This is a genomic window from Planktosalinus sp. (assembly GCF_059864935.1).
Window position 1 is genome coordinate 1 of record NZ_JCBCCK010000083.1, and the last position, 22,343, is coordinate 22,343.

Annotated in this window: 37 protein-coding genes; all 37 read left to right on the forward strand. The window is 39.0% G+C overall.

Translation table 11 applies throughout. The features are described from left to right. Window positions 1-1,375 (forward strand): EF-Tu/IF-2/RF-3 family GTPase (locus AC6F75_RS03615; protein WP_500713584.1); only part of this gene is annotated, 1,375 nt, incomplete at its 5' end. A gap of 11 nt (window positions 1,376-1,386) precedes the next feature. Continuing rightward, window positions 1,387-1,692 (forward strand): 30S ribosomal protein S10, encoded by a 306-nt coding sequence (gene rpsJ / locus AC6F75_RS03620; protein WP_188440138.1) that lies wholly within the window; start codon window positions 1,387-1,389, stop codon window positions 1,690-1,692. A 245-nt stretch (window positions 1,693-1,937) separates the two neighbouring features. After that, window positions 1,938-2,549, forward strand: coding sequence for a 50S ribosomal protein L3 (gene rplC, locus AC6F75_RS03625; protein ID WP_500713585.1), 612 nt, complete (start codon window positions 1,938-1,940; stop codon window positions 2,547-2,549). Continuing rightward, window positions 2,549-3,178, forward strand: a complete 630-nt coding sequence (rplD, locus tag AC6F75_RS03630) for a 50S ribosomal protein L4 (RefSeq protein ID WP_500713586.1) — start codon at window positions 2,549-2,551, stop codon at window positions 3,176-3,178. Before rplC ends, rplD begins: the two co-directional genes overlap by 1 nt. A 5-nt stretch (window positions 3,179-3,183) precedes the next feature. Next, a complete protein-coding gene (gene rplW / locus AC6F75_RS03635; RefSeq protein ID WP_500713587.1) occupies window positions 3,184-3,474 on the forward strand; it encodes a 50S ribosomal protein L23 in 291 nt (96 codons plus the stop codon). Between the two features lie 13 nt (window positions 3,475-3,487). Further along, complete coding sequence (rplB, locus tag AC6F75_RS03640) at window positions 3,488-4,312, forward strand: 50S ribosomal protein L2 (protein ID WP_500713588.1); 825 nt, start codon at window positions 3,488-3,490, stop codon at window positions 4,310-4,312. 3 nt (window positions 4,313-4,315) lie between these two features. Then, window positions 4,316-4,594 carry a 30S ribosomal protein S19 gene (gene rpsS, locus AC6F75_RS03645; RefSeq protein WP_500713589.1) on the forward strand — a complete coding sequence of 93 codons (279 nt, stop codon included), beginning with the start codon at window positions 4,316-4,318 and terminating at the stop codon, window positions 4,592-4,594. 6 nt (window positions 4,595-4,600) lie between these two features. Then, entirely contained in the window at window positions 4,601-5,011 is a 411-nt protein-coding gene (gene rplV, locus AC6F75_RS03650; RefSeq protein WP_500713590.1) for a 50S ribosomal protein L22, read from the forward strand. A 4-nt stretch (window positions 5,012-5,015) separates the two neighbouring features. Continuing rightward, window positions 5,016-5,738 carry a 30S ribosomal protein S3 gene (gene rpsC, locus AC6F75_RS03655; RefSeq protein WP_500713591.1) on the forward strand — a complete coding sequence of 241 codons (723 nt, stop codon included), beginning with the start codon at window positions 5,016-5,018 and terminating at the stop codon, window positions 5,736-5,738. Window positions 5,739-5,756: 18 nt separating this feature from the next. Next, window positions 5,757-6,176, forward strand: coding sequence for a 50S ribosomal protein L16 (gene rplP, locus AC6F75_RS03660; protein WP_500713592.1), 420 nt, complete (start codon window positions 5,757-5,759; stop codon window positions 6,174-6,176). 12 nt (window positions 6,177-6,188) lie between these two features. Further along, entirely contained in the window at window positions 6,189-6,380 is a 192-nt protein-coding gene (rpmC, locus tag AC6F75_RS03665; protein WP_500713593.1) for a 50S ribosomal protein L29, read from the forward strand. Between the two features lie 15 nt (window positions 6,381-6,395). Beyond that, window positions 6,396-6,653, forward strand: coding sequence for a 30S ribosomal protein S17 (rpsQ, locus tag AC6F75_RS03670; RefSeq protein WP_500713594.1), 258 nt, complete (start codon window positions 6,396-6,398; stop codon window positions 6,651-6,653). A gap of 2 nt (window positions 6,654-6,655) precedes the next feature. Beyond that, window positions 6,656-7,024 (forward strand): 50S ribosomal protein L14, encoded by a 369-nt coding sequence (gene rplN / locus AC6F75_RS03675; RefSeq protein ID WP_188440164.1) that lies wholly within the window; start codon window positions 6,656-6,658, stop codon window positions 7,022-7,024. An 11-nt stretch (window positions 7,025-7,035) separates the two neighbouring features. Further along, entirely contained in the window at window positions 7,036-7,350 is a 315-nt protein-coding gene (gene rplX / locus AC6F75_RS03680) for a 50S ribosomal protein L24 (RefSeq protein WP_500713595.1), read from the forward strand. Between the two features lie 2 nt (window positions 7,351-7,352). Beyond that, a complete protein-coding gene (gene rplE, locus AC6F75_RS03685; protein WP_500713596.1) occupies window positions 7,353-7,904 on the forward strand; it encodes a 50S ribosomal protein L5 in 552 nt (183 codons plus the stop codon). Window positions 7,905-7,907: 3 nt separating this feature from the next. Then, the gene (gene rpsN, locus AC6F75_RS03690) at window positions 7,908-8,177 is read left to right on the forward strand and encodes a 30S ribosomal protein S14 (RefSeq protein ID WP_500713597.1); all 270 of its coding nucleotides are present in this window, start codon (window positions 7,908-7,910) and stop codon (window positions 8,175-8,177) included. 151 nt (window positions 8,178-8,328) lie between these two features. Further along, on the forward strand, window positions 8,329-8,730 hold the full coding sequence (gene rpsH, locus AC6F75_RS03695; protein ID WP_500713598.1) for a 30S ribosomal protein S8: 402 nt from the start codon (window positions 8,329-8,331) through the stop codon (window positions 8,728-8,730). 13 nt (window positions 8,731-8,743) lie between these two features. Beyond that, window positions 8,744-9,286, forward strand: a complete 543-nt coding sequence (rplF, locus tag AC6F75_RS03700) for a 50S ribosomal protein L6 (RefSeq protein WP_500713599.1) — start codon at window positions 8,744-8,746, stop codon at window positions 9,284-9,286. An 11-nt stretch (window positions 9,287-9,297) separates the two neighbouring features. Further along, a complete protein-coding gene (rplR, locus tag AC6F75_RS03705; RefSeq protein WP_500713600.1) occupies window positions 9,298-9,654 on the forward strand; it encodes a 50S ribosomal protein L18 in 357 nt (118 codons plus the stop codon). A 6-nt stretch (window positions 9,655-9,660) separates the two neighbouring features. Further along, window positions 9,661-10,185: a 30S ribosomal protein S5 gene (gene rpsE / locus AC6F75_RS03710; protein ID WP_500713601.1), complete on the forward strand. Its 525-nt coding sequence runs from the start codon at window positions 9,661-9,663 to the stop codon at window positions 10,183-10,185. Between the two features lie 11 nt (window positions 10,186-10,196). Beyond that, on the forward strand, window positions 10,197-10,382 hold the full coding sequence (gene rpmD, locus AC6F75_RS03715; RefSeq protein WP_500713602.1) for a 50S ribosomal protein L30: 186 nt from the start codon (window positions 10,197-10,199) through the stop codon (window positions 10,380-10,382). A 102-nt stretch (window positions 10,383-10,484) separates the two neighbouring features. Beyond that, complete coding sequence (rplO, locus tag AC6F75_RS03720; protein ID WP_500713603.1) at window positions 10,485-10,937, forward strand: 50S ribosomal protein L15; 453 nt, start codon at window positions 10,485-10,487, stop codon at window positions 10,935-10,937. 13 nt (window positions 10,938-10,950) lie between these two features. Then, entirely contained in the window at window positions 10,951-12,288 is a 1,338-nt protein-coding gene (secY, locus tag AC6F75_RS03725; protein WP_500713604.1) for a preprotein translocase subunit SecY, read from the forward strand. A gap of 91 nt (window positions 12,289-12,379) precedes the next feature. Beyond that, window positions 12,380-12,595 carry a translation initiation factor IF-1 gene (infA, locus tag AC6F75_RS03730; protein ID WP_006988529.1) on the forward strand — a complete coding sequence of 72 codons (216 nt, stop codon included), beginning with the start codon at window positions 12,380-12,382 and terminating at the stop codon, window positions 12,593-12,595. A gap of 4 nt (window positions 12,596-12,599) precedes the next feature. Next, the gene (gene ykgO / locus AC6F75_RS03735; RefSeq protein ID WP_500713605.1) at window positions 12,600-12,716 is read left to right on the forward strand and encodes a type B 50S ribosomal protein L36; all 117 of its coding nucleotides are present in this window, start codon (window positions 12,600-12,602) and stop codon (window positions 12,714-12,716) included. Between the two features lie 3 nt (window positions 12,717-12,719). Continuing rightward, the gene (gene rpsM / locus AC6F75_RS03740; RefSeq protein WP_500713606.1) at window positions 12,720-13,094 is read left to right on the forward strand and encodes a 30S ribosomal protein S13; all 375 of its coding nucleotides are present in this window, start codon (window positions 12,720-12,722) and stop codon (window positions 13,092-13,094) included. Between the two features lie 11 nt (window positions 13,095-13,105). Then, complete coding sequence (rpsK, locus tag AC6F75_RS03745) at window positions 13,106-13,489, forward strand: 30S ribosomal protein S11 (RefSeq protein ID WP_500713607.1); 384 nt, start codon at window positions 13,106-13,108, stop codon at window positions 13,487-13,489. A 178-nt stretch (window positions 13,490-13,667) separates the two neighbouring features. After that, a complete protein-coding gene (gene rpsD, locus AC6F75_RS03750; RefSeq protein WP_500713608.1) occupies window positions 13,668-14,273 on the forward strand; it encodes a 30S ribosomal protein S4 in 606 nt (201 codons plus the stop codon). A 21-nt stretch (window positions 14,274-14,294) separates the two neighbouring features. Next, window positions 14,295-15,287 (forward strand): DNA-directed RNA polymerase subunit alpha, encoded by a 993-nt coding sequence (locus AC6F75_RS03755; RefSeq protein ID WP_500713609.1) that lies wholly within the window; start codon window positions 14,295-14,297, stop codon window positions 15,285-15,287. 75 nt (window positions 15,288-15,362) lie between these two features. Next, window positions 15,363-15,956 carry a 50S ribosomal protein L17 gene (gene rplQ, locus AC6F75_RS03760; RefSeq protein WP_500713610.1) on the forward strand — a complete coding sequence of 198 codons (594 nt, stop codon included), beginning with the start codon at window positions 15,363-15,365 and terminating at the stop codon, window positions 15,954-15,956. A gap of 204 nt (window positions 15,957-16,160) precedes the next feature. Beyond that, on the forward strand, window positions 16,161-16,682 hold the full coding sequence (locus AC6F75_RS03765; RefSeq protein ID WP_500713611.1) for a hypothetical protein: 522 nt from the start codon (window positions 16,161-16,163) through the stop codon (window positions 16,680-16,682). A 42-nt stretch (window positions 16,683-16,724) separates the two neighbouring features. Beyond that, window positions 16,725-17,708 (forward strand): NIDO-like domain-containing protein, encoded by a 984-nt coding sequence (locus AC6F75_RS03770; RefSeq protein ID WP_500713612.1) that lies wholly within the window; start codon window positions 16,725-16,727, stop codon window positions 17,706-17,708. 25 nt (window positions 17,709-17,733) lie between these two features. Then, window positions 17,734-18,288: a hypothetical protein gene (locus tag AC6F75_RS03775; RefSeq protein ID WP_500713613.1), complete on the forward strand. Its 555-nt coding sequence runs from the start codon at window positions 17,734-17,736 to the stop codon at window positions 18,286-18,288. 29 nt (window positions 18,289-18,317) lie between these two features. Further along, window positions 18,318-18,956 (forward strand): hypothetical protein, encoded by a 639-nt coding sequence (locus AC6F75_RS03780; RefSeq protein WP_500713614.1) that lies wholly within the window; start codon window positions 18,318-18,320, stop codon window positions 18,954-18,956. Window positions 18,957-19,063: 107 nt separating this feature from the next. Further along, entirely contained in the window at window positions 19,064-20,170 is a 1,107-nt protein-coding gene (gene carA, locus AC6F75_RS03785) for a glutamine-hydrolyzing carbamoyl-phosphate synthase small subunit (RefSeq protein ID WP_500713615.1), read from the forward strand. A 51-nt stretch (window positions 20,171-20,221) separates the two neighbouring features. After that, window positions 20,222-21,511, forward strand: coding sequence for a phosphopyruvate hydratase (gene eno, locus AC6F75_RS03790; RefSeq protein WP_500713616.1), 1,290 nt, complete (start codon window positions 20,222-20,224; stop codon window positions 21,509-21,511). A gap of 119 nt (window positions 21,512-21,630) precedes the next feature. After that, window positions 21,631-22,343: citrate/2-methylcitrate synthase (locus AC6F75_RS03795; protein ID WP_500713617.1), on the forward strand; the 713-nt coding region annotated here is incomplete at its 3' end.

A 22,343-nucleotide genomic window follows, 5' to 3' on the forward strand; every position in this document is an offset into this window, starting at 1 on the left:
CGAAGTGCACGCTGCTTTGAGAGCTGCAGTTATGGATATGAGTATCATACCTATGATATGTGGTTCTGCTTTCAAAAATAAAGGAGTTCAATTCTTATTAGATGCCGTATGTCGTTATTTGCCTTCACCGATGGATAAAGAGGGTATTATAGGAGTTAACCCAAACACTGAAAAAGAAGAATTTAGAAAGCCCGATGTTAATGAGCCTTTTGCTGCATTGGCATTTAAAATTGCTACTGATCCTTTTGTGGGTCGTTTGGCATTTTTCCGTGCTTATTCAGGAAGACTTGATGCCGGTTCTTACGTTTTAAATAACCGTTCAGGGAATAAAGAACGTATTTCAAGAATATACCAAATGCATGCTAACAAGCAAAATGCCATCGATTATATTGAAGCAGGTGATATTGGAGCTGCGGTTGGTTTTAAAGATATCAAAACTGGAGACACCTTATCTTCAGAAAAACATCCAATTGTTTTGGAAAGCATGGTGTTCCCGGATCCCGTTATCGGTATTGCTGTGGAGCCAAAAACCAAGGCTGATGTTGACAAATTAGGAATGGCTTTATCTAAGCTTGCTGAAGAGGATCCTACGTTTACCGTAAGAACTGACGAGGCTTCAGGGCAAACCATCATTTCAGGTATGGGTGAGCTTCACCTTGATATTATCGTTGACCGTTTGCGTCGCGAATTCAAAGTAGAAGTAAACCAGGGAGAACCTCAGGTTGAGTACAAAGAAGCAATTACAAAAAGAGCAGATCACAGGGAAGTTTACAAAAAACAATCGGGTGGTCGCGGTAAATTTGCTGATATTGTATTTACAATGGAGCCTGCTGAAGAAGGAAAAATCGGTCTTGAATTTGTAAATATGATAAAAGGTGGAAACGTTCCTAAGGAATATGTTCCGGCCATTGAAAAAGGATTTAGGGAAGCTATGAAAAATGGCCCTCTTGCCGGATTTGAAATGGATAGCATGAAGATTACACTTAAGGACGGATCTTTCCACGCAGTGGATTCTGATTCCCTTTCGTTTGAACTTGCTGCTAAGATGGGTTACAAGGCTGCTTCAAAAGCTGCCGGAGCTGTAATTCTTGAACCAATTATGAAAATTGAAGTAATCACTCCCGAAGAGAACATGGGTGACATTGTGGGTGACTTGAACCGCCGTCGCGGTCAGGTGAGCAACATGGGCGACCGTGCAGGAGCAAAAACTATAAAAGCAACAGTTCCTTTATCTGAAATGTTTGGATATGTAACCACATTGAGAACACTATCATCAGGTAGGGCAACTTCAACGATGGAATTCTCACACTATGCTGAGACACCATCAAATATTTCAGAAGAAGTAATTAAAAAAGCTAAAGGAGCTAACGATTAATTTTAACAGCGATGAGTCAAAAAATCAGAATAAAGCTAAAATCATACGATTACAACTTGGTAGATAAATCTGCAGAGAAAATCGTTAAAACTGTAAAGAATACAGGAGCAGTTGTAACAGGACCTATTCCGTTACCAACTCACAAAAAAATCTTTACTGTATTGCGTTCTCCTCACGTAAACAAGAAATCAAGAGAGCAGTTTCAATTGAGTTCTTACAAACGTTTGCTGGATATCTACAGTTCTTCTTCAAAAACCATTGACGCTCTAATGAAGTTAGAGTTACCAAGTGGTGTTGAGGTAGAGATCAAGGTGTGATAAAATCAAATTTCCGCGAAGGCGGAAATCTCGTCAATGAAATGTTCAAATTGGCAAATAAATGACGAGATGCCCACCTGCGTGGGTATACATGTCCGGAGCTGCGAGCGAAGGAAAAACGGTAAAAATACATTCAGGGTCGAACGTATTTTGACCCTGAAGTTTTTAGAGACAAGTCGCGACTTGTCTTAATACAGAAAATAAATCAGACAAGTCGCGAATTGTCAATAATAAAAAACTAAAATATGTCTGGGTTAATTGGAAAAAAAGTAGGCATGACCAGCATCTTTGACGAGAACGGGAAAAACATTCCCTGTACCGTAATTGAAGCAGGGCCATGCGTAGTTACCCAAGTCAGAACCGCTGAGGTTGACGGGTATGAAGCTCTTCAACTTGGTTTCGATGACAAAAAGACTGCCAATAAAGCTGCCGAAGGCCACGCTAAAAAAGCAGGATCCGTTGCAAAACGTAAAGTCGTAGAATTCCAAGGATTTGAAGAGGAGTATAAATTAGGTGATACCATCACAGTAGAACATTTTACTGAAGGTGAATTTGTAGATGTTTCAGGAATCTCAAAAGGAAAAGGATTCCAAGGTGTTGTTAAAAGACATGGTTTTGCCGGTGTGGGTCAAGCGACTCACGGTCAGCATAACCGTTTAAGAGCTCCAGGATCTATCGGTGCGGCCTCCTACCCTGCCAGAGTATTCAAAGGAATGCGTATGGCCGGAAGAATGGGTGGTGATAAAGTAAAAGTTGAAAATTTAAGGGTTTTAAAAATTGTTCCCGAAAAGAACTTGATTGTGATCAAAGGTTGTGTGCCCGGTCATAAAAACGCTTATGTAATTATTCAGAAATAATGAAGGTAGCAGTATTAGATATCAACGGAAAAGAAACAGGTAGAGAGGTTAACCTTTCTAAAAATGTTTTCGCAATAGAGCCGAGCAATCACGCTGTATATTTAGATGTAAAGCAGTATTTGGCCAATCAGCGTCAAGGTACTCACAAAACTAAAGAACGTGCTGAAATAGTCGGAAGTACCAGAAAAATCAAAAAGCAAAAAGGTACAGGGACTGCGCGCGCAGGTAACATCAAAAACCCATTGTTTAAAGGGGGTGGTAGAGTTTTTGGCCCAAGACCAAGAAGCTACTCCTTCAAATTAAACAAGAATTTGAAAAGACTTGCACGTAAATCAGCCTTGACCATGAAGGCTAAAGACAAGCAAATATTTGTACTTGAAGATTTCAATTTTGAAGCTCCAAAAACAAAGAATTTTACACAACTTTTAACCGCTCTTGGACTACAGGACAAAAAATCCTTATTTGTGTTGGGAGAGTTAAATAATAATGTATATTTGTCCTCGCGCAATTTGAAAGGAATAGAAGTCATAACTAATTCAGAATTAAGCACTTATAAAATTCTGAATGCAAATAGTCTTGTGCTTTTGGAAAGTTCGTTAGAAGGAATTGAGCAAAACTTAAGTAAATAGAAATTATGAATATCTTAATTAAACCCATCATTACAGAAAAAGCAACACGCGATGCTGAAGATAAAAATATCTATGGCTTTATAGTTGCTAATGAGGCGAATAAGATTGAAATAAAACAAGCTGTTGAAACAGTTTATGGAGTTTCTGTTACTAAAGTTCGCACAATTAATGTTCGTCCTGATCGAAAAACCCGCTATACAAAAACGGGAATTATCACTGGTAAAACAACTGCTTACAAAAAAGCAATTGTACAGGTCGCCGAGGGAGAAACAATAGATTTTTACAACAACATCTAGAAATTAGACAACAATGTCAGTAAGAAAATTAAAACCCGTTACCCCGGGCCAGCGTTTTAGAGTAGTAAATGGCTTTGATGCCATTACTGCTGATAAGCCGGAGAAAAGCTTGCTTGCTCCGAAAAAGAAATCCGGTGGTAGAAACAACAGAGGAAAAATGACCATTCGCTATGTAGGTGGAGGTCACAAGCAGAGGTATCGTATCATCGATTTCAAAAGAAACAAAACCGGGATTCCGGCCACAGTTCAAACAATCGAGTATGATCCAAATAGAACAGCGTTCATCGCTTTGGTAAACTACCAGGATGGTGAGAAGCGTTATGTAATCGCTCAAAACGGATTGCAAGTGGGACAAAACATCGTTTCAGGAGCTAATGTAGCCCCGGAAATTGGTAATGCAATGCCACTTTCAGACATTCCATTGGGTACCATAATATCTTGTATCGAGTTAAGACCCGGACAAGGAGCATCGCTTGCAAGAAGCGCCGGATCATTTGCCCAATTGATGGCAAGAGACGGTAAGTTTGCAACTGTGAAACTTCCTTCAGGTGAAACACGTTTAATCCTGTTAACCTGTATGGCAACCATTGGAGCTGTTTCAAACAGTGATCACCAGTTGTTAGTTTCAGGTAAAGCAGGTAGAAGCAGATGGTTGGGCAGAAGACCCAGAACAAGACCAGTTGCAATGAACCCTGTAGATCACCCAATGGGTGGTGGTGAAGGTCGTGCTTCAGGAGGTCACCCACGTTCTAGAAAGGGACTGCCTGCAAAAGGTTTCAGAACCCGTACTAAAACAAAAGCAAGTAATAAATATATTATAGAACGTAGAAAGAAATAAGCTATGGCAAGATCGTTAAAAAAAGGACCTTACGTTCACTTTAAATTAGAGAAAAAAGTTCAGCAAAACGTTGATACAAACAAGAAAAGCGTGATCAAAACCTGGTCAAGAGCTTCGATGATAACACCGGACTTTGTTGGACAAACCATCGCAGTACACAACGGAAAACAATTTATTCCCGTGTATGTTACTGAAAACATGGTAGGACATAAACTAGGCGAATTTTCACCCACAAGATCTTTCAGGGGTCATGCAGGTGCTAAAAACAAAGGAAAAAAATAATAAGCTATGGGAGTTCGTAAAAGAGAAAGAGCAGAACAGGTCAAAGAAGCGAAGAAAAACATCGCCTTTGCAAAGTTGAATAACTGCCCGACTTCACCAAGAAAAATGCGCCTAATGGCAGATTTAGTAAGAGGTGAAAACGTAGATAAAGCGCTTAATATTTTGAAGTTCAGTTCAAAGGAGTCTTCACGCAGATTGGAAAAACTGTTGTTGTCTGCCGTTGCAAACTGGCAAGCAAAAAATGAAGACGCCAGCATTGAAGATGCCAACCTGTTTGTTCAGGAAATCAGAGTAGACGGCGGATCTATGCTAAAGCGTTTACGCACAGCACCACAAGGTCGTGCACACAGAATCAGAAAACGTTCCAATCACGTAACCGTGGTTTTAGGAGCTAAAGATAACACACAAAGCAATTAATTAAATGGGACAAAAAACAAATCCAATCGGAAATCGCCTTGGAATCATCAGAGGATGGGAATCTAACTGGTATGGAGGCAACGACTACGGCAACAAGATTGCTGAAGACGACAAGATTAGAAAATATGTTCATGCTCGTTTGGCAAAAGCTAGTGTGTCCAGAGTAATCATTGAGCGCACACTTAGGCTTGTAACCGTTACTATCACCACCGCAAGACCCGGTATCATTATCGGAAAAGGCGGCCAGGAGGTAGACAAGTTAAAAGAAGAGCTTAAAAAGATCACCGGAAAAGAGGTTCAAATCAATATTTTTGAAATCAAAAGACCTGAGCTAGATGCATTTTTAGTGGCAACCAGTGTTGCCCGTCAAATTGAAAGCAGAATTTCATACAGACGTGCAATAAAAATGGCAATTGCCGCGGCAATAAGAATGAATGCAGAAGGTATCAAGATTCAGATTTCAGGACGACTTAACGGTGCTGAAATGGCACGTTCAGAGTCTTTTAAAGAAGGTCGCATACCTCTTTCAACCTTTAGGGCAGACATTGATTATGCTCTTGTTGAAGCACATACTACCTATGGAAGATTGGGTGTTAAAGTATGGATAATGAAAGGCGAAGTGTTTGGAAAGAGAGAGCTTTCTCCGCTAGTTGGCTTAACAAAAAAGCAAGCAGGAAAGAATGAAAAAGGTGGAGCAGGAAAACCAAAAGCACGTCGCAGAAAGTAATTTTTTAAACTAAAGAAAATGTTACAACCGAAAAAAACTAAGTTCCGTAAGCAAATGAAAGGCCGCATGAAAGGTGTTTCACAACGTGGGCATCAATTATCAAACGGAACCTTTGGTATTAAATCATTAGACTCAAACTTTTTGACATCACGTCAAATTGAAGCAGCCCGTATAGCCGCTACCCGATTTATGAAAAGGGAGGGTCAACTCTGGATTAAGATATTTCCGGACAAGCCTATCACTAAAAAGCCTCTTGAGGTTCGTATGGGTAAAGGAAAAGGAGCTGTGGAATATTGGGCCGCTGTAGTTAAACCCGGAAGAATACTTTTTGAAGTAGCCGGAGTACCTGCAGATGTCGCCAAAGAAGCTTTACGCCTGGCAGCTCAAAAATTGCCGGTGAGAACCAAGTTTATAACAGCTAGAGATTTTCAAGCTTAATACTACGGGATAATGAAACAAGCAGAAATTAGAGAAGCATCAACGGCTAAATTGCAAGAAAAACTTGCAGATTCTAAAAAAGTATATACAGAAATGAAAATGGCACACGCTATTTCACCTTTGGAAAACCCTATTCAACTTAGATTTCAAAGAAGAGCAATTGCCAGAATCCAGACTGAACTAATTAAAAGAGAAGTACAATAACAGTACAGCTGAAAGATGGAAAACAGAAATTTAAGAAAAGAGCGTATCGGGATCGTAACCAGCAACAAAATGGAAAAATCCATTGTTGTGGCAGAGGTTAAAAAAATGAAACACCCTATGTACGGAAAGTTCGTGTTAAAGACTAAAAAATATGTCGCTCACGACGAAAAGAACGATTGCAACGAAGGAGATACTGTAAGGATCATGGAAACAAGACCTTTAAGCAAATCTAAGTGTTGGAGATTAGTAGAAATCATTGAAAGAGCTAAATAATCATGTTACAACAAGAATCAAGACTAAAAGTTGCAGACAACACGGGAGCAAAAGAAGTGCTAACAATCCGTGTATTGGGAGGTACTAAAAAAAGGTATGCTTCCATAGGAGATAAGATTGTAGTAACTGTTAAAGAAGCTACACCAAACGGAAACATCAAAAAAGGGGCGGTATCTACAGCTGTTGTTGTACGCACCACCAAAGAAGTAAGAAGACCTGACGGTTCATACATTCGTTTTGATGACAACGCTTGTGTTCTATTAAACCCTACCGGCGAGATGAGAGGTACACGTGTGTTTGGCCCGGTTGCCAGAGAATTGCGCGATAAACAATTTATGAAAATTGTATCATTAGCACCAGAAGTGCTTTAACTTAAGAAACAATGACAAAGCTTAAAATTAAATCAGGAGACAACGTAGTAGTTATTGCCGGTGACCACAAAGGATCAGAGGGCAAAGTAATGCGTGTTTTAACTGAAAAAAATAAAGCCATAGTAGAAGGAGTCAATCTGGTTTCAAAACATGAGAAACCAAACACTAAAAACCCACAGGGTGGTATAGTGAAAAAAGAAGCTCCTATTCACATTTCTAACCTTGCTTTAATTGATGCCAAATCAAAAAAAGCTACAAGAGTTGGTTATAAAATGGAAGGCGACAAGAAAGTGCGCTTTTCTAAAAAATCTAATGAAGTAATATAGTTATGGGATATTCACCAAGACTTAAGGAAGAATACAAGAGCCGAGTAATTAATGCTCTTAAGGAAGAATTTGGTTACAAAAATGTAATGCAGGTTCCCAGATTACAAAAAATTGTAATCTCAAGGGGTGTAGGTGCCGCTGTGGCCGACAAGAAATTAATCGACTATTCAGTTGATGAAATCACAAGAATTGCCGGACAAAAAGCAGTATCGACCATCTCTAAGAAAGACGTTGCATCATTCAAACTCCGTAAAGGAATGCCCATTGGTGTAAAAGTAACCCTTCGTGGCGAAAGAATGTATGAGTTTCTTGACAGACTTGTAACTTCAGCTTTACCACGTGTGCGTGACTTTGGCGGCATCAAAAGCAGCGGTTTTGACGGAAGGGGCAACTACACCTTGGGTGTTACCGAACAAATCATTTTCCCTGAAATTGATATTGATAAGGTTAACAAAATCCAGGGTATGGACATCACATTTGTAACAAATGCTGAGACAGATAAAGAAGCAAAATCACTTTTAACAGAACTGGGATTACCCTTTAAAAAGAACTAAGAGATGGCTAAAGAATCAATGAAAGCCCGCGAGGTGAAAAGACAAAAAATGGTAGATAAATATGCTGAAAAGCGTAAGGCCCTAAAAGAAGCCGGCGACTATGATGCACTACAAAAACTACCAAAAAACGCTTCACCCGTTAGACTTCACAACCGTTGTAAGTTAACCGGAAGACCAAGAGGGTATATGAGAACTTTTGGACTTTCACGTGTAACTTTCAGGGAAATGGCCAATCAAGGTCTTATTCCCGGTGTGAGAAAGGCAAGCTGGTAATAAACATAATTGTTGTATTGCTACATACTGTAAAATTGTTGCATCGCAACATACTGTAAAATTGTTGCACCGCAGCAATTCAAAACTTTAAAATAACTGGATGAAGGTTTCGGCCAAAAATCGAAAAACCACATCCGCAAATAAACAATAAATGACAACAGATCCAATCGCAGATTTTCTAACCAGAATTAGAAATGCATCCATGGCCAACCACAGAGTGGTTGAAATTCCTGCGTCAAATTTGAAAAAAGAAATCACTAAAATCTTATTTGACCAAGGATACATCTTAAGTTACAAATTTGAAGATGACAAAGGACCTCAGGGAACTATCAAAATTGCTTTGAAATATGACAAAGTAACTAAAGAGCCCGTGATCAGAAAAATAGAACGAATCAGTAAACCTGGTTTACGTAAATATGCAAGTTCAACTGAACTTCCAAGAATTCTTAACGGTCTTGGTATTGCCATAGTGTCAACATCTCACGGTGTATTGACAGGAAAGCAAGCCAAAGCTCAGAATGTTGGTGGAGAAGTATTGTGTTACGTTTACTAAAAAACGACAAAAAATGTCTAGAATAGGTAATAATCCGGTAGCAATCCCAAATGGTGTAACAATAACTGTTGAAAACAACACCATTACGGCAAAGGGAAAATTAGGAGAGTTAACTCAGGAATTTTCTGATGTAACTGTCAAAGTAGAAGAAGGAAACGTGTATGTAGAGCGTGCAACAGACCACAAAAACGACCGTGCAAAACATGGTTTATATCGCTCATTGGTGAACAATATGATCCAAGGTGTTTCTGAAGGTTGGACTAAAGAACTTGAACTGGTTGGTGTTGGTTACAGAGCAACCAATCAAGGACAAAGGCTTGACATTGCTGTGGGATATTCTCACAATATTGTTCTTGACATCGCCCCTGAAGTCAAAGTGGAAGCAATAACTGAAAAAGGTAAAAACCCAATTGTAAAACTTACATCACACGACAAACAACTTGTTGGTCAAGTCGCTGCAAAAATACGTGGCTTCCGTAAACCGGAACCTTACAAAGGAAAAGGAATCAAGTTTGTTGGTGAAGTATTAAGAAGAAAAGCAGGTAAATCTGCATAAGCATAAAAGTTATGGCATTATCTAAAACCGAAAGAAGAAATAGAATCAGGCTCAGAGTTAGAAAAATTATTTCCGGCACTGAACAAAGACCAAGACTTGCAGTTTTCAGAAGTAACAATGAAATCTATGCACAACTTATTGACGATGTAAACGGCAAAACCATTGCCTCTGCATCTTCAAGAGACAAAGACTTAGATACCTCAAAAGTTACTAAAGTTGAAGCCGCAAAATTAGTTGGAAAAGCAATTGCCGATAAAGCTGTGAAAGCAGGTGTCGAGGCAATTTCTTTTGACAGAGGTGGTTATTTATACCACGGTAGAGTTAAATCATTAGCAGAAGGAGCCAGAGAAGGCGGACTTAAATTCTAAAAAATTATGTATCAAGATTATAATAACGTAGAAATAGTAAAACCCGGCGGGTTAGAATTGAAAGATCGTCTTGTTGGTGTACAACGTGTGACCAAAGTAACAAAAGGTGGTAGAGCTTTCGGGTTTTCAGCCATTGTTGTTGTGGGTGATGAAAACGGAGTAGTTGGCCAGGGACTTGGAAAATCAAAAGATGTTGCTTCTGCAATTGCTAAAGCTATTGAAGATGCAAAGAAAAATCTTGTGAGAATTCCTTTGAACAAGACCACTTTACCTCACGAGCAAAAAGGAAAGTATGGCGGAGCAAGAGTAAATCTACTTCCTGCTGCACCGGGTACCGGTTTGATTGCCGGGGGTGCCGTGCGTGCTGTTCTTGAAGCCGTTGGTGTACACGACGTATTGTCAAAATCACAAGGCTCATCAAACCCTCACAACGTGGTAAAAGCAACTTTTGATGCTTTATTGCAAATGAGAAGTGCTCATACTGTCGCAAGACAACGTGGAGTTTCACTTGAGAAAGTGTTTAAAGGATAAATAAACGAGTTATGACAAAGATAAAAGTAACAAAAGTAAAAAGCGCCATCAACCGTCCACAGACGCAAAAGAGAACGCTTGAATCGTTAGGGCTTAGAAAAATAGGTCAGACCGTTGTACACGATAACACACCAGCCATTATTGGTATGGTTAATAAAGTAAAACACTTGGTTTCTGTTGAAGAAATGAGCAAGTAGTTAGCTTACAAATTATAACAAAATATTCAAAAAGCGAATTCCATCTTATACCTATTGAAATAAATTTGCATAAGATGAAACAAAATAAGACATTAATATACTATGGATTTAAGTAACTTAAAACCTGCTGAAGGTTCGGTAAAGAAAAAGAATAAAAGATTGGGTCGCGGTGAAGGTTCAGGAACAGGTGGAACTGCTTCCAGAGGTCACAAAGGTGCCAAATCCCGTTCAGGATACAGCAAAAAAATAGGTTTTGAAGGTGGACAAATGCCACTTCAAAGACGAGTTCCAAAATTTGGTTTCAAAAACATCAACCGCAAAGAATATCAAGGTGTAAATCTTGATACCATTCAAAAACTGGTTGATGAAAAGAAAATCACTGATGTTTTGGATATGGACGCTATGATTGCACTGAGACTGGCAACAAAAAATGAAATGGTTAAGATACTAGGTAGAGGCGAACTTAATGTTAAGGTAAAAGTATCAGCTCACAAATTTACGGCTACTGCACAAAAAGCTATTGAAGCTGCAGGTGGCGAAGTGGTAATTTTATAACAACCCCTATCAAATGAAATTTATTAATACCCTTAAGAATATTTGGAAAATAGAAGAATTGAGAAACAGAATTCTCTTTACTTTAGGATTACTCGTTGTGTACCGTTTTGGAGCACAGGTTGTACTTCCGGGTATTGATGCTTCTCAATTACAAGGTTTGGCAGATCAAACCGATGGCGGAATCTTAGGTCTTCTTAATGCTTTTACAGGAGGTGCATTTTCAAATGCCTCTGTCTTTGCATTGGGAATTATGCCTTATATCTCTGCTTCTATTGTTGTTCAGTTAATGGGTATTGCCGTGCCTTATTTGCAGAAGCTTCAAAAAGAAGGTGAAAGCGGAAGAAAAAAAATCACTCAGATTACACGTTGGTTAACCATTGCTATCACATTGGTTCAGGGTCCAGGCTATATTTACAACCTTTACAACATACTGCCGGCTGAAGCTTTTCTTTTAGGAAATGATATGACGTTTATTGTATCAGCGGTAATCATATTAACCACAGGGTGTATATTTGCAATGTGGTTGGGTGAAAAAATTACCGATAGAGGAATTGGAAATGGTATCTCCATATTGATTATGGTGGGTATCATCGCCACACTACCACAATCATTTGTTCAGGAATTTGCTTCCAGGGTATTTGAATCAAACGGTGGGCTAATCTTTATCCTGATAGAGCTTGTAATTTGGTTTGTAATCATATTGCTCTGTGTATTACTGGTAATGGCTGTACGGCAAATTCCGGTGCAATATGCCAGAAGAACCGCTACAGGTGGCTATGAGAAAAACACGGTGGGCTCAAGACAGTACATTCCATTAAAGCTAAATGCTTCGGGTGTAATGCCAATCATCTTTGCTCAGGCAATTATGTTTGTTCCCGCAGCTGTTGCAGGTTTGTCACAATCTGATATGGCACAGTCGTTCACTGTAGCTTTTAGTGATATTTTTGGGTTTTGGTACAATCTGGTATTTTTCTTATTGGTAATTGTATTTACCTATTTCTATACCGCGGTAACCGTTCCCACAAATAAGATGGCAGATGATTTAAAACGTAGTGGTGGTTTTGTTCCAGGTATTAAACCCGGTACTGAAACTGCAGACTATTTAGACAGAATTATGTCGCAAATCACACTTCCGGGATCGATATTCCTGGCTTTGATAGCAATTTTCCCTGCATTTGCGGTAAAATTGTTAGGTTTGCAACCCGGTTGGGCATTGTTCTATGGAGGAACATCCCTATTGATTATGGTGGGTGTGGCAATCGACACTATGCAACAAATCAATGCATACTTGTTGAACAGACACTATGATGGTTTAATGAAATCAGGTAAAAACAGAAAAGCAGTAGCTTAAAAAGAAACAACTGACAAGCACCAAACTCCAAATGGAGAATTTTATAAAAGAATTGGAATTTGGAATTTGAAATTTGAAATTTGAAATATTTATGGCAAAGCAGTCTGCAATAGAACAAGATGGAACTATAATAGAAGCACTATCAAACGCTATGTTTCGGGTAGAGCTGGAAAACGGTCACGTTGTTACAGCACACATTTCGGGTAAAATGAGAATGCATTACATTAAATTACTGCCCGGAGATAAAGTAAAACTAGAAATGAGTCCTTACGATTTATCTAAGGCAAGAATAACTTACAGATACTAATAAAATGAAAGTAAGAGCATCCATTAAAAAAAGAAGTGCCGATTGCAAAATTGTACGTCGCAAAGGCAAATTATTCGTTATTAACAAAAAGAACCCAAAGTTCAAACAAAGACAAGGTTAAGATATGGCAAGAATAGCAGGTGTAGATATCCCGAAACAAAAAAGGGGTGTAATCGCGTTAACTTACATATTTGGTATTGGTAAAAGCCGTGCCAAAGACATTTTGGCAAAAGCTGAAGTAAGTGAAGACAAAAAAGTAAATGAATGGGACGATGATGAAATCGGTCGTATTCGTGATGCTGTAGGAAATTTTAAAATTGAGGGTGAATTGCGTTCAGAAGTCCAAATAAGCATCAAACGCTTGATGGACATTGGATGTTACAGGGGCATTCGTCACAGATCGGGACTTCCCCTTCGTGGACAACGCACCAAGAATAACTCAAGAACCAGAAAAGGAAAACGTAAAACTGTTGCTAACAAGAAAAAAGCAACTAAATAATACCTAGAGATATGGCAAAAACAACCACAAAAAAACGTAAAGTTATTGTTGAATCTGTAGGTGAAGCACACGTTACAGCTTCCTTTAACAATATTATCATCTCGTTGACAAACAAAAACGGTGATGTAATCTCTTGGTCTTCTGCCGGTAAAATGGGCTTTAGAGGATCAAAGAAAAACACTCCTTATGCTGCTCAACTTGCTGCTGAAGATGCAACAAAAGTTGCTCACGATGCAGGTTTACGCAAAGTAAAAGTGTATGTAAAAGGGCCCGGAAACGGAAGGGAATCTGCTATTCGCTCTATTCACAATGCAGGTGTTGAAGTAACTGAAATTATTGACGTTACACCAATTCCCCACAACGGATGCAGGCCTCCTAAAAGAAGAAGGGTCTAATTAAGTTAGAAGGTAGAAGTACGAAGTTAGAAGTAAACAATATTATTAAAACTCCAAAAGTCCCCCTCTTTTGGATGGGGATTTAGGGGGAGGATAAACATTAAGTATAATCAACAGAAGGAAAACGATAGATGGAGGACAAGCCTTAATTCATCATCCCTTCAAAAACAATTAAATTATGGCAAGATACATTGGTCCAAAAACTAAAATAGCCCGAAAATTTGGCGAGGCTATTTATGGTGACGACAAAGCCTTTGAAAAAAGAAACTACCCTCCGGGGCAACACGGTAACGCAAAACGCAGAGGTAAAAAATCTGAATATGCTACCCAGTTAATGGAAAAGCAAAAAGCCAAGTACACTTATGGGATTCTTGAGCGTCAGTTCAGGAACATGTTCAAAAAAGCTACTGCTGCTGATGGTATTACCGGTGACGTTTTACTTCAGCTTTGTGAATCAAGATTAGACAACGTTGTGTTCAGAATGGGCATTGCCCCTACCCGCAGCGGTGCACGTCAACTTGTTTCTCACAGACACATCCTGATAAACGGTGAAAAGGTAAACATTCCTTCATACCACGTTAAGCCCGGTGATGTTGTTTCTGTAAGAGAAAAATCAAAGTCGCTTGAGGTGATTTCAAGATCACTTTCAAACGCATCACACCCTTATGAGTGGATCAATTGGAATGGTGACAAAATGGAAGGTACTTTTATTGCCGTTCCACAACGCATCCAAATTCCAGAGAACATCAACACTCAGTTCATCGTCGAATTATACTCTAAATAATAAACACTAGGAATCACAAACATGGCAATACTAAATTTTCAGAAGCCCGATAAAGTTATAATGATCAATTCAACCGATTTTGAAGGGAAATTTGAGTTCCGCCCTTTAGAACCAGGCTATGGATTGACCGTTGGTAACGCGCTTAGAAGAGTACTACTTTCTTCACTGGAAGGTTTCGCTATCACCTCTATCAGAATTGAAGGAGTTGATCACGAGTTTTCAACCATCCCCGGAGTTGTAGAAGATGTTACTGAAATCATCCTTGGTTTAAAACAAGTGCGTTTTAAACGTCAAATCGATGAAATCGACAACGAAACAGTTACTATGTCTATTTCAGGCAAAGACCAAATTACCGCCGGTGACTTCCAAAAGTTTATTTCAGGTTTTCAGATTTTAAACCCTGATTTAGTAATCTGCAATTTAGATGCTAAAGTCAACCTGAATATGGAAATGACCATTGAAAAAGGAAGGGGATATGTGCCTGCTGAAGAAAACAAAAAAGCAAATGCACCCCTTGGAACCATTTTCACTGACTCTATCTACACACCAATCAAAAATGTGAAGTACAGCATTGAAAACTTCCGTGTAGAGCAAAAAACAGATTACGAAAAACTGATTTTTGAAATCGTTTCAGACGGTTCTATCCATCCTAAAGATGCTTTAACCGAAGCTGCAAAAACATTGATTCACCACTTTATGTTGTTCAGCGATGAGCGCATCACCCTTGAGGCCGATGAAATTGCCCAAACTGAAACTTATGATGAGGAATCCTTACATATGCGTCAGTTGTTAAAAACCAAACTGATTGATATGGACCTTTCAGTAAGGGCATTAAACTGCTTGAAAGCTGCTGAAGTGGATACCTTGGGCGACCTGGTTTCTTACAACAAAAACGACTTGATGAAATTCAGAAACTTTGGTAAAAAATCATTGACTGAATTGGAAGAGTTGGTAAATGTAAAAGGCCTGACCTTTGGAATGGATCTTTCAAAATATAAATTAGACAGAGATTAATTAAGACTTGAGATTTGAGACGTGAGATGAGAGTTTTTACTCACCACTCACCACTCACCTCTAACAACTAAGAAAATGAGACACGGAAAAAAAGTAAATCACTTAGGCAGAAAGACAGCACACAGAAGGTCAATGTTGGCAAACATGGCGTGCTCCCTAATTGAACATAAAAGAATCAATACTACTGTTGCAAAAGCAAAAGCTTTGAAGCAGTTTGTAGAGCCTTTAGTAACCAAATCCAAAGAAGACACCACGCACAACAGACGTATTGTTTTCAGCAGATTGCGTCAAAAAGAAGCTGTAACTGAGCTTTTCAGGGATGTAGCCGTAAAGGTGGGTGACCGCCCGGGTGGGTACACCAGGATCATCAAATTGGGTAACCGTTTGGGTGACAACGCAGATATGGCGATGATAGAACTTGTTGACTACAACGAGGTGTACAACGCCAACAAACCTGCCAAGAAAAAGTCAACCAGAAGAGGTCGCACCAAAAAAACTGACGAGCCTGTAGCTAAAGCTGCCCCGGCAGAAAAAGTGGTAGACGCACCGGTAGCAGATACAACTCCGGAAGTTACTGAAGATGTTAAAACAGAAGAAACCCCGGAAGCAACCGCTCCCGAAACTTCTGAAGACAACACTCAAGAAGAACCAAAAAAGGAAAAAGAATAAAATTTTAATTTCATTCTAAAACATAAGGGATAAACTTTCAAGGCTTATCCCTTTTTTTTATGATTAAATTTTAGGATGTTTTAAATATTATTCCTTTTTTTGTTTTCAAGGTTATTAACCTATAATGTTTTGTAAAATGAACAACCACTACACACACACACACACAAACCTTGGGATAAGCTCAATTTTTTAAACTTCTTGTTGTTGAAAAAGCTATTTTTATTTTTACTGGCATTGGCATTTCTCCTTTCTTGCTCCTCAGATGATGATTCATACAGAGACCCATTGATTGGAAGTTGGAAACCTGTAGGCATCACTTTATTGCTAAACAACGGGACAACTAAAGAAGTTGAGCTTACAGAATGTGAGTTGAGTACTTACATGTCAGCACATAATGATGGAGGTTTTCGAATAAATATTTATGCTTTTGATAAAGAACACGAGCAATGTTATATGCATATAAGAACCTATAATGCCAATTGGAATAAAGTTTCAGAAAATCATTATTTTGTTGAAATGAAGTTCTATTATGTTACACATGAACTGCCTGAACCGGGTGAATATTATGATGAAGGGGAGATAACATTTACCCTGAATGTTTCTTTTCCCGAAGAAAAAGTGATGCACATCCATGACCAGGAGTTACTCGGGTTTTTCACTGAAGAAATCTATGAAGAGAATGTGGCTTCTTTTTATGTGATTTATGAAAACAGAAGCTTTCAATAGAGTGTATCACAATTACTTACTAAAAAAATTAAAGCAACAAAAATGAAAACAAAATTACTTTTATTCGTCTTATTATCAACGGGCTTTTTGATGAATGCCCAAAACGGTTATAATTTTAGTGTCACCAACGAGCCTTATAACGACTTGGTTGGCAGTACTTCATTAAACAATGGCCAGATTTGGGATGACCCGGGGTATGCCATTCCTATTGGGTTTGACTTCCAGATTTCAACACAGGTTTTCAGTACTATATATTTCCCCGATTTTGGTCTTGGCGGCACACTTTCAAATGTGTTTGATGAATTTGTTCAAGACGCCTTTGCCTTAATAATTCCAATTGGTCAAGATATAATAGACTTGGGGTATTCGTCCGGTGTTTCACAATCAAATTTATCCTACAAAACTGAAGGTACGGCAGGGAGCCAAATCTTAAAAATTGAATGGAAGAATGTTGGTTTTTGGGATGATGTGACAGGGAATGATTTTATGAATTTTCAAGTATGGCTATATGAAGGCAGTAACATTATTGAATACCGCTATGGTCCCAGTCAAATAAACAACCCTCAAGGTTCTTTTGAGGGAGAAACGGGGCCTATTGTTGCTTTAATACCTTTGATAAATTTTGACACAGATGAAATTGAAGAAGATGCTTATTTACTGTCTGGGAATCCCGCCAACCCAACAGTCATAGTTGTTGAAGCCGGTGATGAGCCACAAGGGCCAATCGCTTTACAGGGCATAATTCCCGATGGCACTGTTTATACATTTACGCCCCAAAACCTTTCTGCTGATGATTTTGAAACAATAGATTTTGCTGTCTATCCCAATCCCGCCGGTAACTATTTTAATATCCGGACAAATGCATTGGAATATCAAGTTAACCTCTATAATAGTTTGGGGCAGAAGGTGAAGCAGGTTGCAAATTCAAATAGTTCCATTGATGTTTCAAATTTATCCTCAGGTATTTATTTTGTTGAAATTGAAACCATTTTTGGAAAGTCAACTAAAAAGCTATTTAAAAACTGAGTTTAATTTCTAAGGTGTATTCTCAATGAAAAAAATAGTTGTTTTATTGACATTTCTGTTTTTTCAATATTCTTTTTCACAAGAGAATGAAATGACACAAAAAGTATGGCGGATTAATTTTATTAATCCGGGTGTTGAAGTAGAATTGCCCTTAAGCAATAAAACCACTTTTTCTACAAATGTGGGTGTAGGTTATAATGGATCTTATCCGTATCTAACAGAGAGCTCTTTTAGCAGCGGACTTATTTATGTCGTTGCTCCTTTTGTAGATTTACAGGTTAAAAGATTCTATAATTTTGATAAAAGAATCCATAAAAATAAATCAATAAAAAACAATTCAGGAAATTTTATTTCCGGGAGGTTGATTTCAAGGGGGCCTTCAATTGCGGATAATGTTGAAAGAAAATCTGACTATGACTTTGCAATTGGACCTACTTGGGGCCTTCAACGCTCCTATGGGAAAATGCATTTGCTTTTTGATCTTGGCCCACAGTTCTATTTTGACGCGAAAGGAAATAGCGGTTTTTGGCCACTTATGCTCCAGTTAAACATTGGGTTAAACTTAAATAGAGAGGAATAACATTAATTTTTAATCTTTTTAAAACAAAAATGATAAACAGTTTATCTTCAATTGAACGGATACTTTTCTCAATGAGGCAAAATATTGTACAAAAAGCCATTCTATGTATATTCATCCTGTTAGGACAATGTCTTTTTGCACAGGATGATGATGTTGTTGGAGGAAAACACGCGTCAGTTGAGAAATCAATCTTTAGTGCTCAAATAGGTCCTTTTGGGATTTGGTTCAGTCACGAGTTAAAAATTTTTAACCGTTTTGCACTCCGCACTGAGTTGGGTTATGCTGATGGAATATGGAAGGAAACACATATACGTTCTAATATCATTTTCTCACCTTCGGTAGTAATAGAGCCTCGTTGGTATTATAATATTAGAAAAAGACATAAAAACTCTAAAGATATTAGCAATAATCGTGGAAATTTTGTTGCTGTAAAAGCCAGATATTTTGCTGATGAACTTATTGCTTTTCAGCCTAACAATGGAATCGTAATTAGTAGTTTTTCACTTATCCCTACTTGGGGGCACAGGGGAAATATTGGTAATGGGTTTTATTACGAAACAGCTCTGGGTTTTGGATATAGATTTTTGATAAATGAGCCTCAAAACTATTATGATGATGGTGTGAGGGTAGATTGGAATTTATATTTAAGGTTGGGGTACACTTTTTAGCAAAATCAAACCTTGTAAATGTGAATAAAGGGATAAGCCGCTTCGGTTTATCCCTTTTTTTATATTATTTTTGCACCCTAGTATAAACAACACAACTTACATTCTACATGAAGTACCACACTAGAAAAAAAGCCCTTATTTTACTTGCAGACGGAACCATTTTTCACGGTAAAGCCGTGGGCAACAAAGAAGGCACTGCCTTTGGCGAAGTTTGTTTTAACACGGGAATGACCGGTTATCAAGAAATTTTTACAGACCCCTCCTACTTTGGCCAATTGATGGTCACCACCAATGCCCACATCGGGAACTATGGCACCAATAAAGAAGAAGTGGAATCTGAAGGCATTAAAATCGCCGGGCTTATTTGCCGCAACTTCAGCTACAACTACTCACGCGACATTGCAGATGCTTCATTGGAGGAGTTTTTAAACCAAAGCAATCTTTTCGCCATTTCAGATGTGGATACACGTGCTTTGGTGAGCTACATACGGGACAACGGAGCGATGAACGCCGTGATCTCAACTGACGTGGACAATATCGAAGGTCTTAAAAAACAACTGGCCGAGGTGCCTGATATGAAAGGGCTTGAATTGGCATCCAAAGTTTCTACACAAGAACCTTATTTTTTCGGTAACGAAAACGCAACTTATAAAGTGGCTGCGCTTGACATAGGCATCAAGAAAAACATTTTACGCAACCTGGCTGAAAGGGATTGCTACATTAAAGTATTTCCATACAACGCCACTTTTGATGAAATGGCAGCCTTTGAACCCAACGGATATTTCCTTTCAAACGGACCGGGAGACCCGCAACCGTTAATTAACGCCATAGAGGTTGCAAAACAAATCATTGATAAAAACCTGCCCCTTTTTGGAATCTGTCTGGGGCATCAGGTAATAGCTTTAGCTAATGGCATTTCAACCTATAAAATGCACCACGGTCACCGCGGTATCAATCACCCGATTATGAATTTGGTTACCGGAAAAGGGGAAATCACCTCACAAAACCACGGTTTTGCCATCAACAGGGAAGATACTGAAAACCATCCCGAAATTGAAATCACCCATGTGCATCTGAATGACCACACAGTGGCCGGAATCAAAATGAAAAGCAAAAACTGCTTCTCGGTGCAATACCACCCCGAAGCCAGCCCCGGGCCGCACGATGCAAGTTACCTTTTTGATCAATTCTTGGAAAACATTCAAAATAATTAACTTGAAGAGGCGTAATATATTACGCCTAAACTATTATAAAATTTATAAATTATGAGCCTAATCGTTGACATCCACGCCAGACAAATTTTTGATTCCAGAGGAAACCCAACCATCGAAGTCGATGTAATTACCGAAAGCGGCATACTGGGGCGCGCAGCAGTACCATCCGGTGCTTCTACCGGTGAACATGAAGCAGTTGAACTACGCGATGGCGGAAAGGCTTATATGGGAAAAGGCGTTTTAAAAGCAGTAAATAATGTCAATGAAGCGATAGCTCCAAAACTATTGGGAGCTGCCGTCTTTGATCAAAACCTGATTGACCAGACGATGATTCAAATGGATGGCACTGCAAACAAATCAAACCTTGGCGCCAATGCCATTTTAGGCGTTTCGCTTGCTGTTGCGAAAGCCGCCGCCATGGAACTTGGATTACCCTTATACCGCTATGTGGGTGGCGTGAGTGCCAATACCCTACCCGTCCCAATGATGAACATCATCAATGGGGGGTCACACAGTGATGCTCCCATTGCTTTTCAAGAGTTTATGATAGTGCCGGTAAAAGCAAAAAGTTTTACCCACGCCATGCAGATGGGTTCAGAAATATTTCATCACTTGAAAAAAGTGTTGCACGACAGAAAACTCAGTACAGCTGTGGGTGATGAAGGTGGTTTTGCCCCTACTCTTGAAGGCACTGAAGATGCACTGGATACCATTGCAAAAGCAGTGAAAAACGCAGGATATAAAATGGGTACAGACATAAAAATTGCTTTAGACTGTGCTGCGGCAGAATTTTATATCAAAGGAAAATATGACTATTCTAAATTTGAAGGCAAATCCGGTAAAGTAAGAACTTCAAAACAACAGGCCGATTATCTCGCTGAACTGGCCTCAAAATACCCCATCATTTCCATAGAAGACGGAATGGATGAAAACGACTGGGAAGGCTGGAAATACCTCACAGAAAAAATTGGGGATAAAGTACAACTGGTAGGTGACGATTTGTTTGTTACCAATGTAAAGAGACTTTCCAAAGGGATTAAAGAGGGAATTGCCAATTCGATACTTATCAAAGTAAACCAAATAGGCACTCTTAGTGAAACCATTGCAGCAGTGAACATGGCCCACAATGCCGGTTATACTTCGGTGATGTCACATCGTTCCGGTGAGACTGAAGACAACACCATTGCAGATCTTGCCGTGGCATTAAATTGCGGACAGATCAAAACCGGTTCAGCATCAAGAAGCGACCGGATGTCAAAATACAATCAGTTATTGCGTATTGAGGAGGAATTGGGAAGTGTTGCTTATTTCCCACAAGAAAACGCATTTAAAATCAAATAGTATTTTGATGCGTGTTCATTAAGGTATTTTTAACCAATATATGACGATTGTCATTAAAGTTTTCGCCTTATATTTTGTATCTTCGCGATAAGTTCAAACATTAAATTCAACAGAAAAACATGTCAAAAATAGCAACCTTAGAAATCGACGGAAAAAAATATGAGTTTCCCCTTATAGAGGGCACCGAAAACGAATTGGCAATTGATATAAAAGCCTTACGATCTACAGCAAATGTGATTACTTTAGACCCCGGTTATAAAAACACCGGCTCTTGTGAAAGTGCTATTACATTTCTTGACGGTGAAAAAGGGATTCTAAGATATCGTGGCTATTCTATTGAGGAACTGGCCGACAAGGCTTCCTTCCTTGAAGTGTGCTATCTTTTAATTTTTGGAGAACTCCCAACACAGGAACAGTTAAGCACATTCCATAAAGACATCAAAGGACAGTCCATTGTTGACGAAGACATGAAAAAGATTTTGGACGGTTTCCCGAAATCTGCTCACCCGATGGGGGTTTTGGCTTCCTTGACCAATGCCTTGATTGCATTCAATCCTTCAGCGGTCAACGTAGATTCTGAAGAAGAAATGTACAGGGCGATTGTCAAAATTTTGGCAAAATTCCCCGTACTTGTGGCCTGGACAATGCGCAAGAAGATGAGCCTTCCATTGAACTATGGAGATACTTCTTTAGGCTATGTGGAAAACATTCATAAAATGATGTTTCAGCAACCCAATGAAGATTACAAAGTCGATAGAGCGGTCATAGAAGCTATTGACAAACTATTAATCCTCCACGCAGACCACGAGCAAAACTGTTCAACCTCAACCGT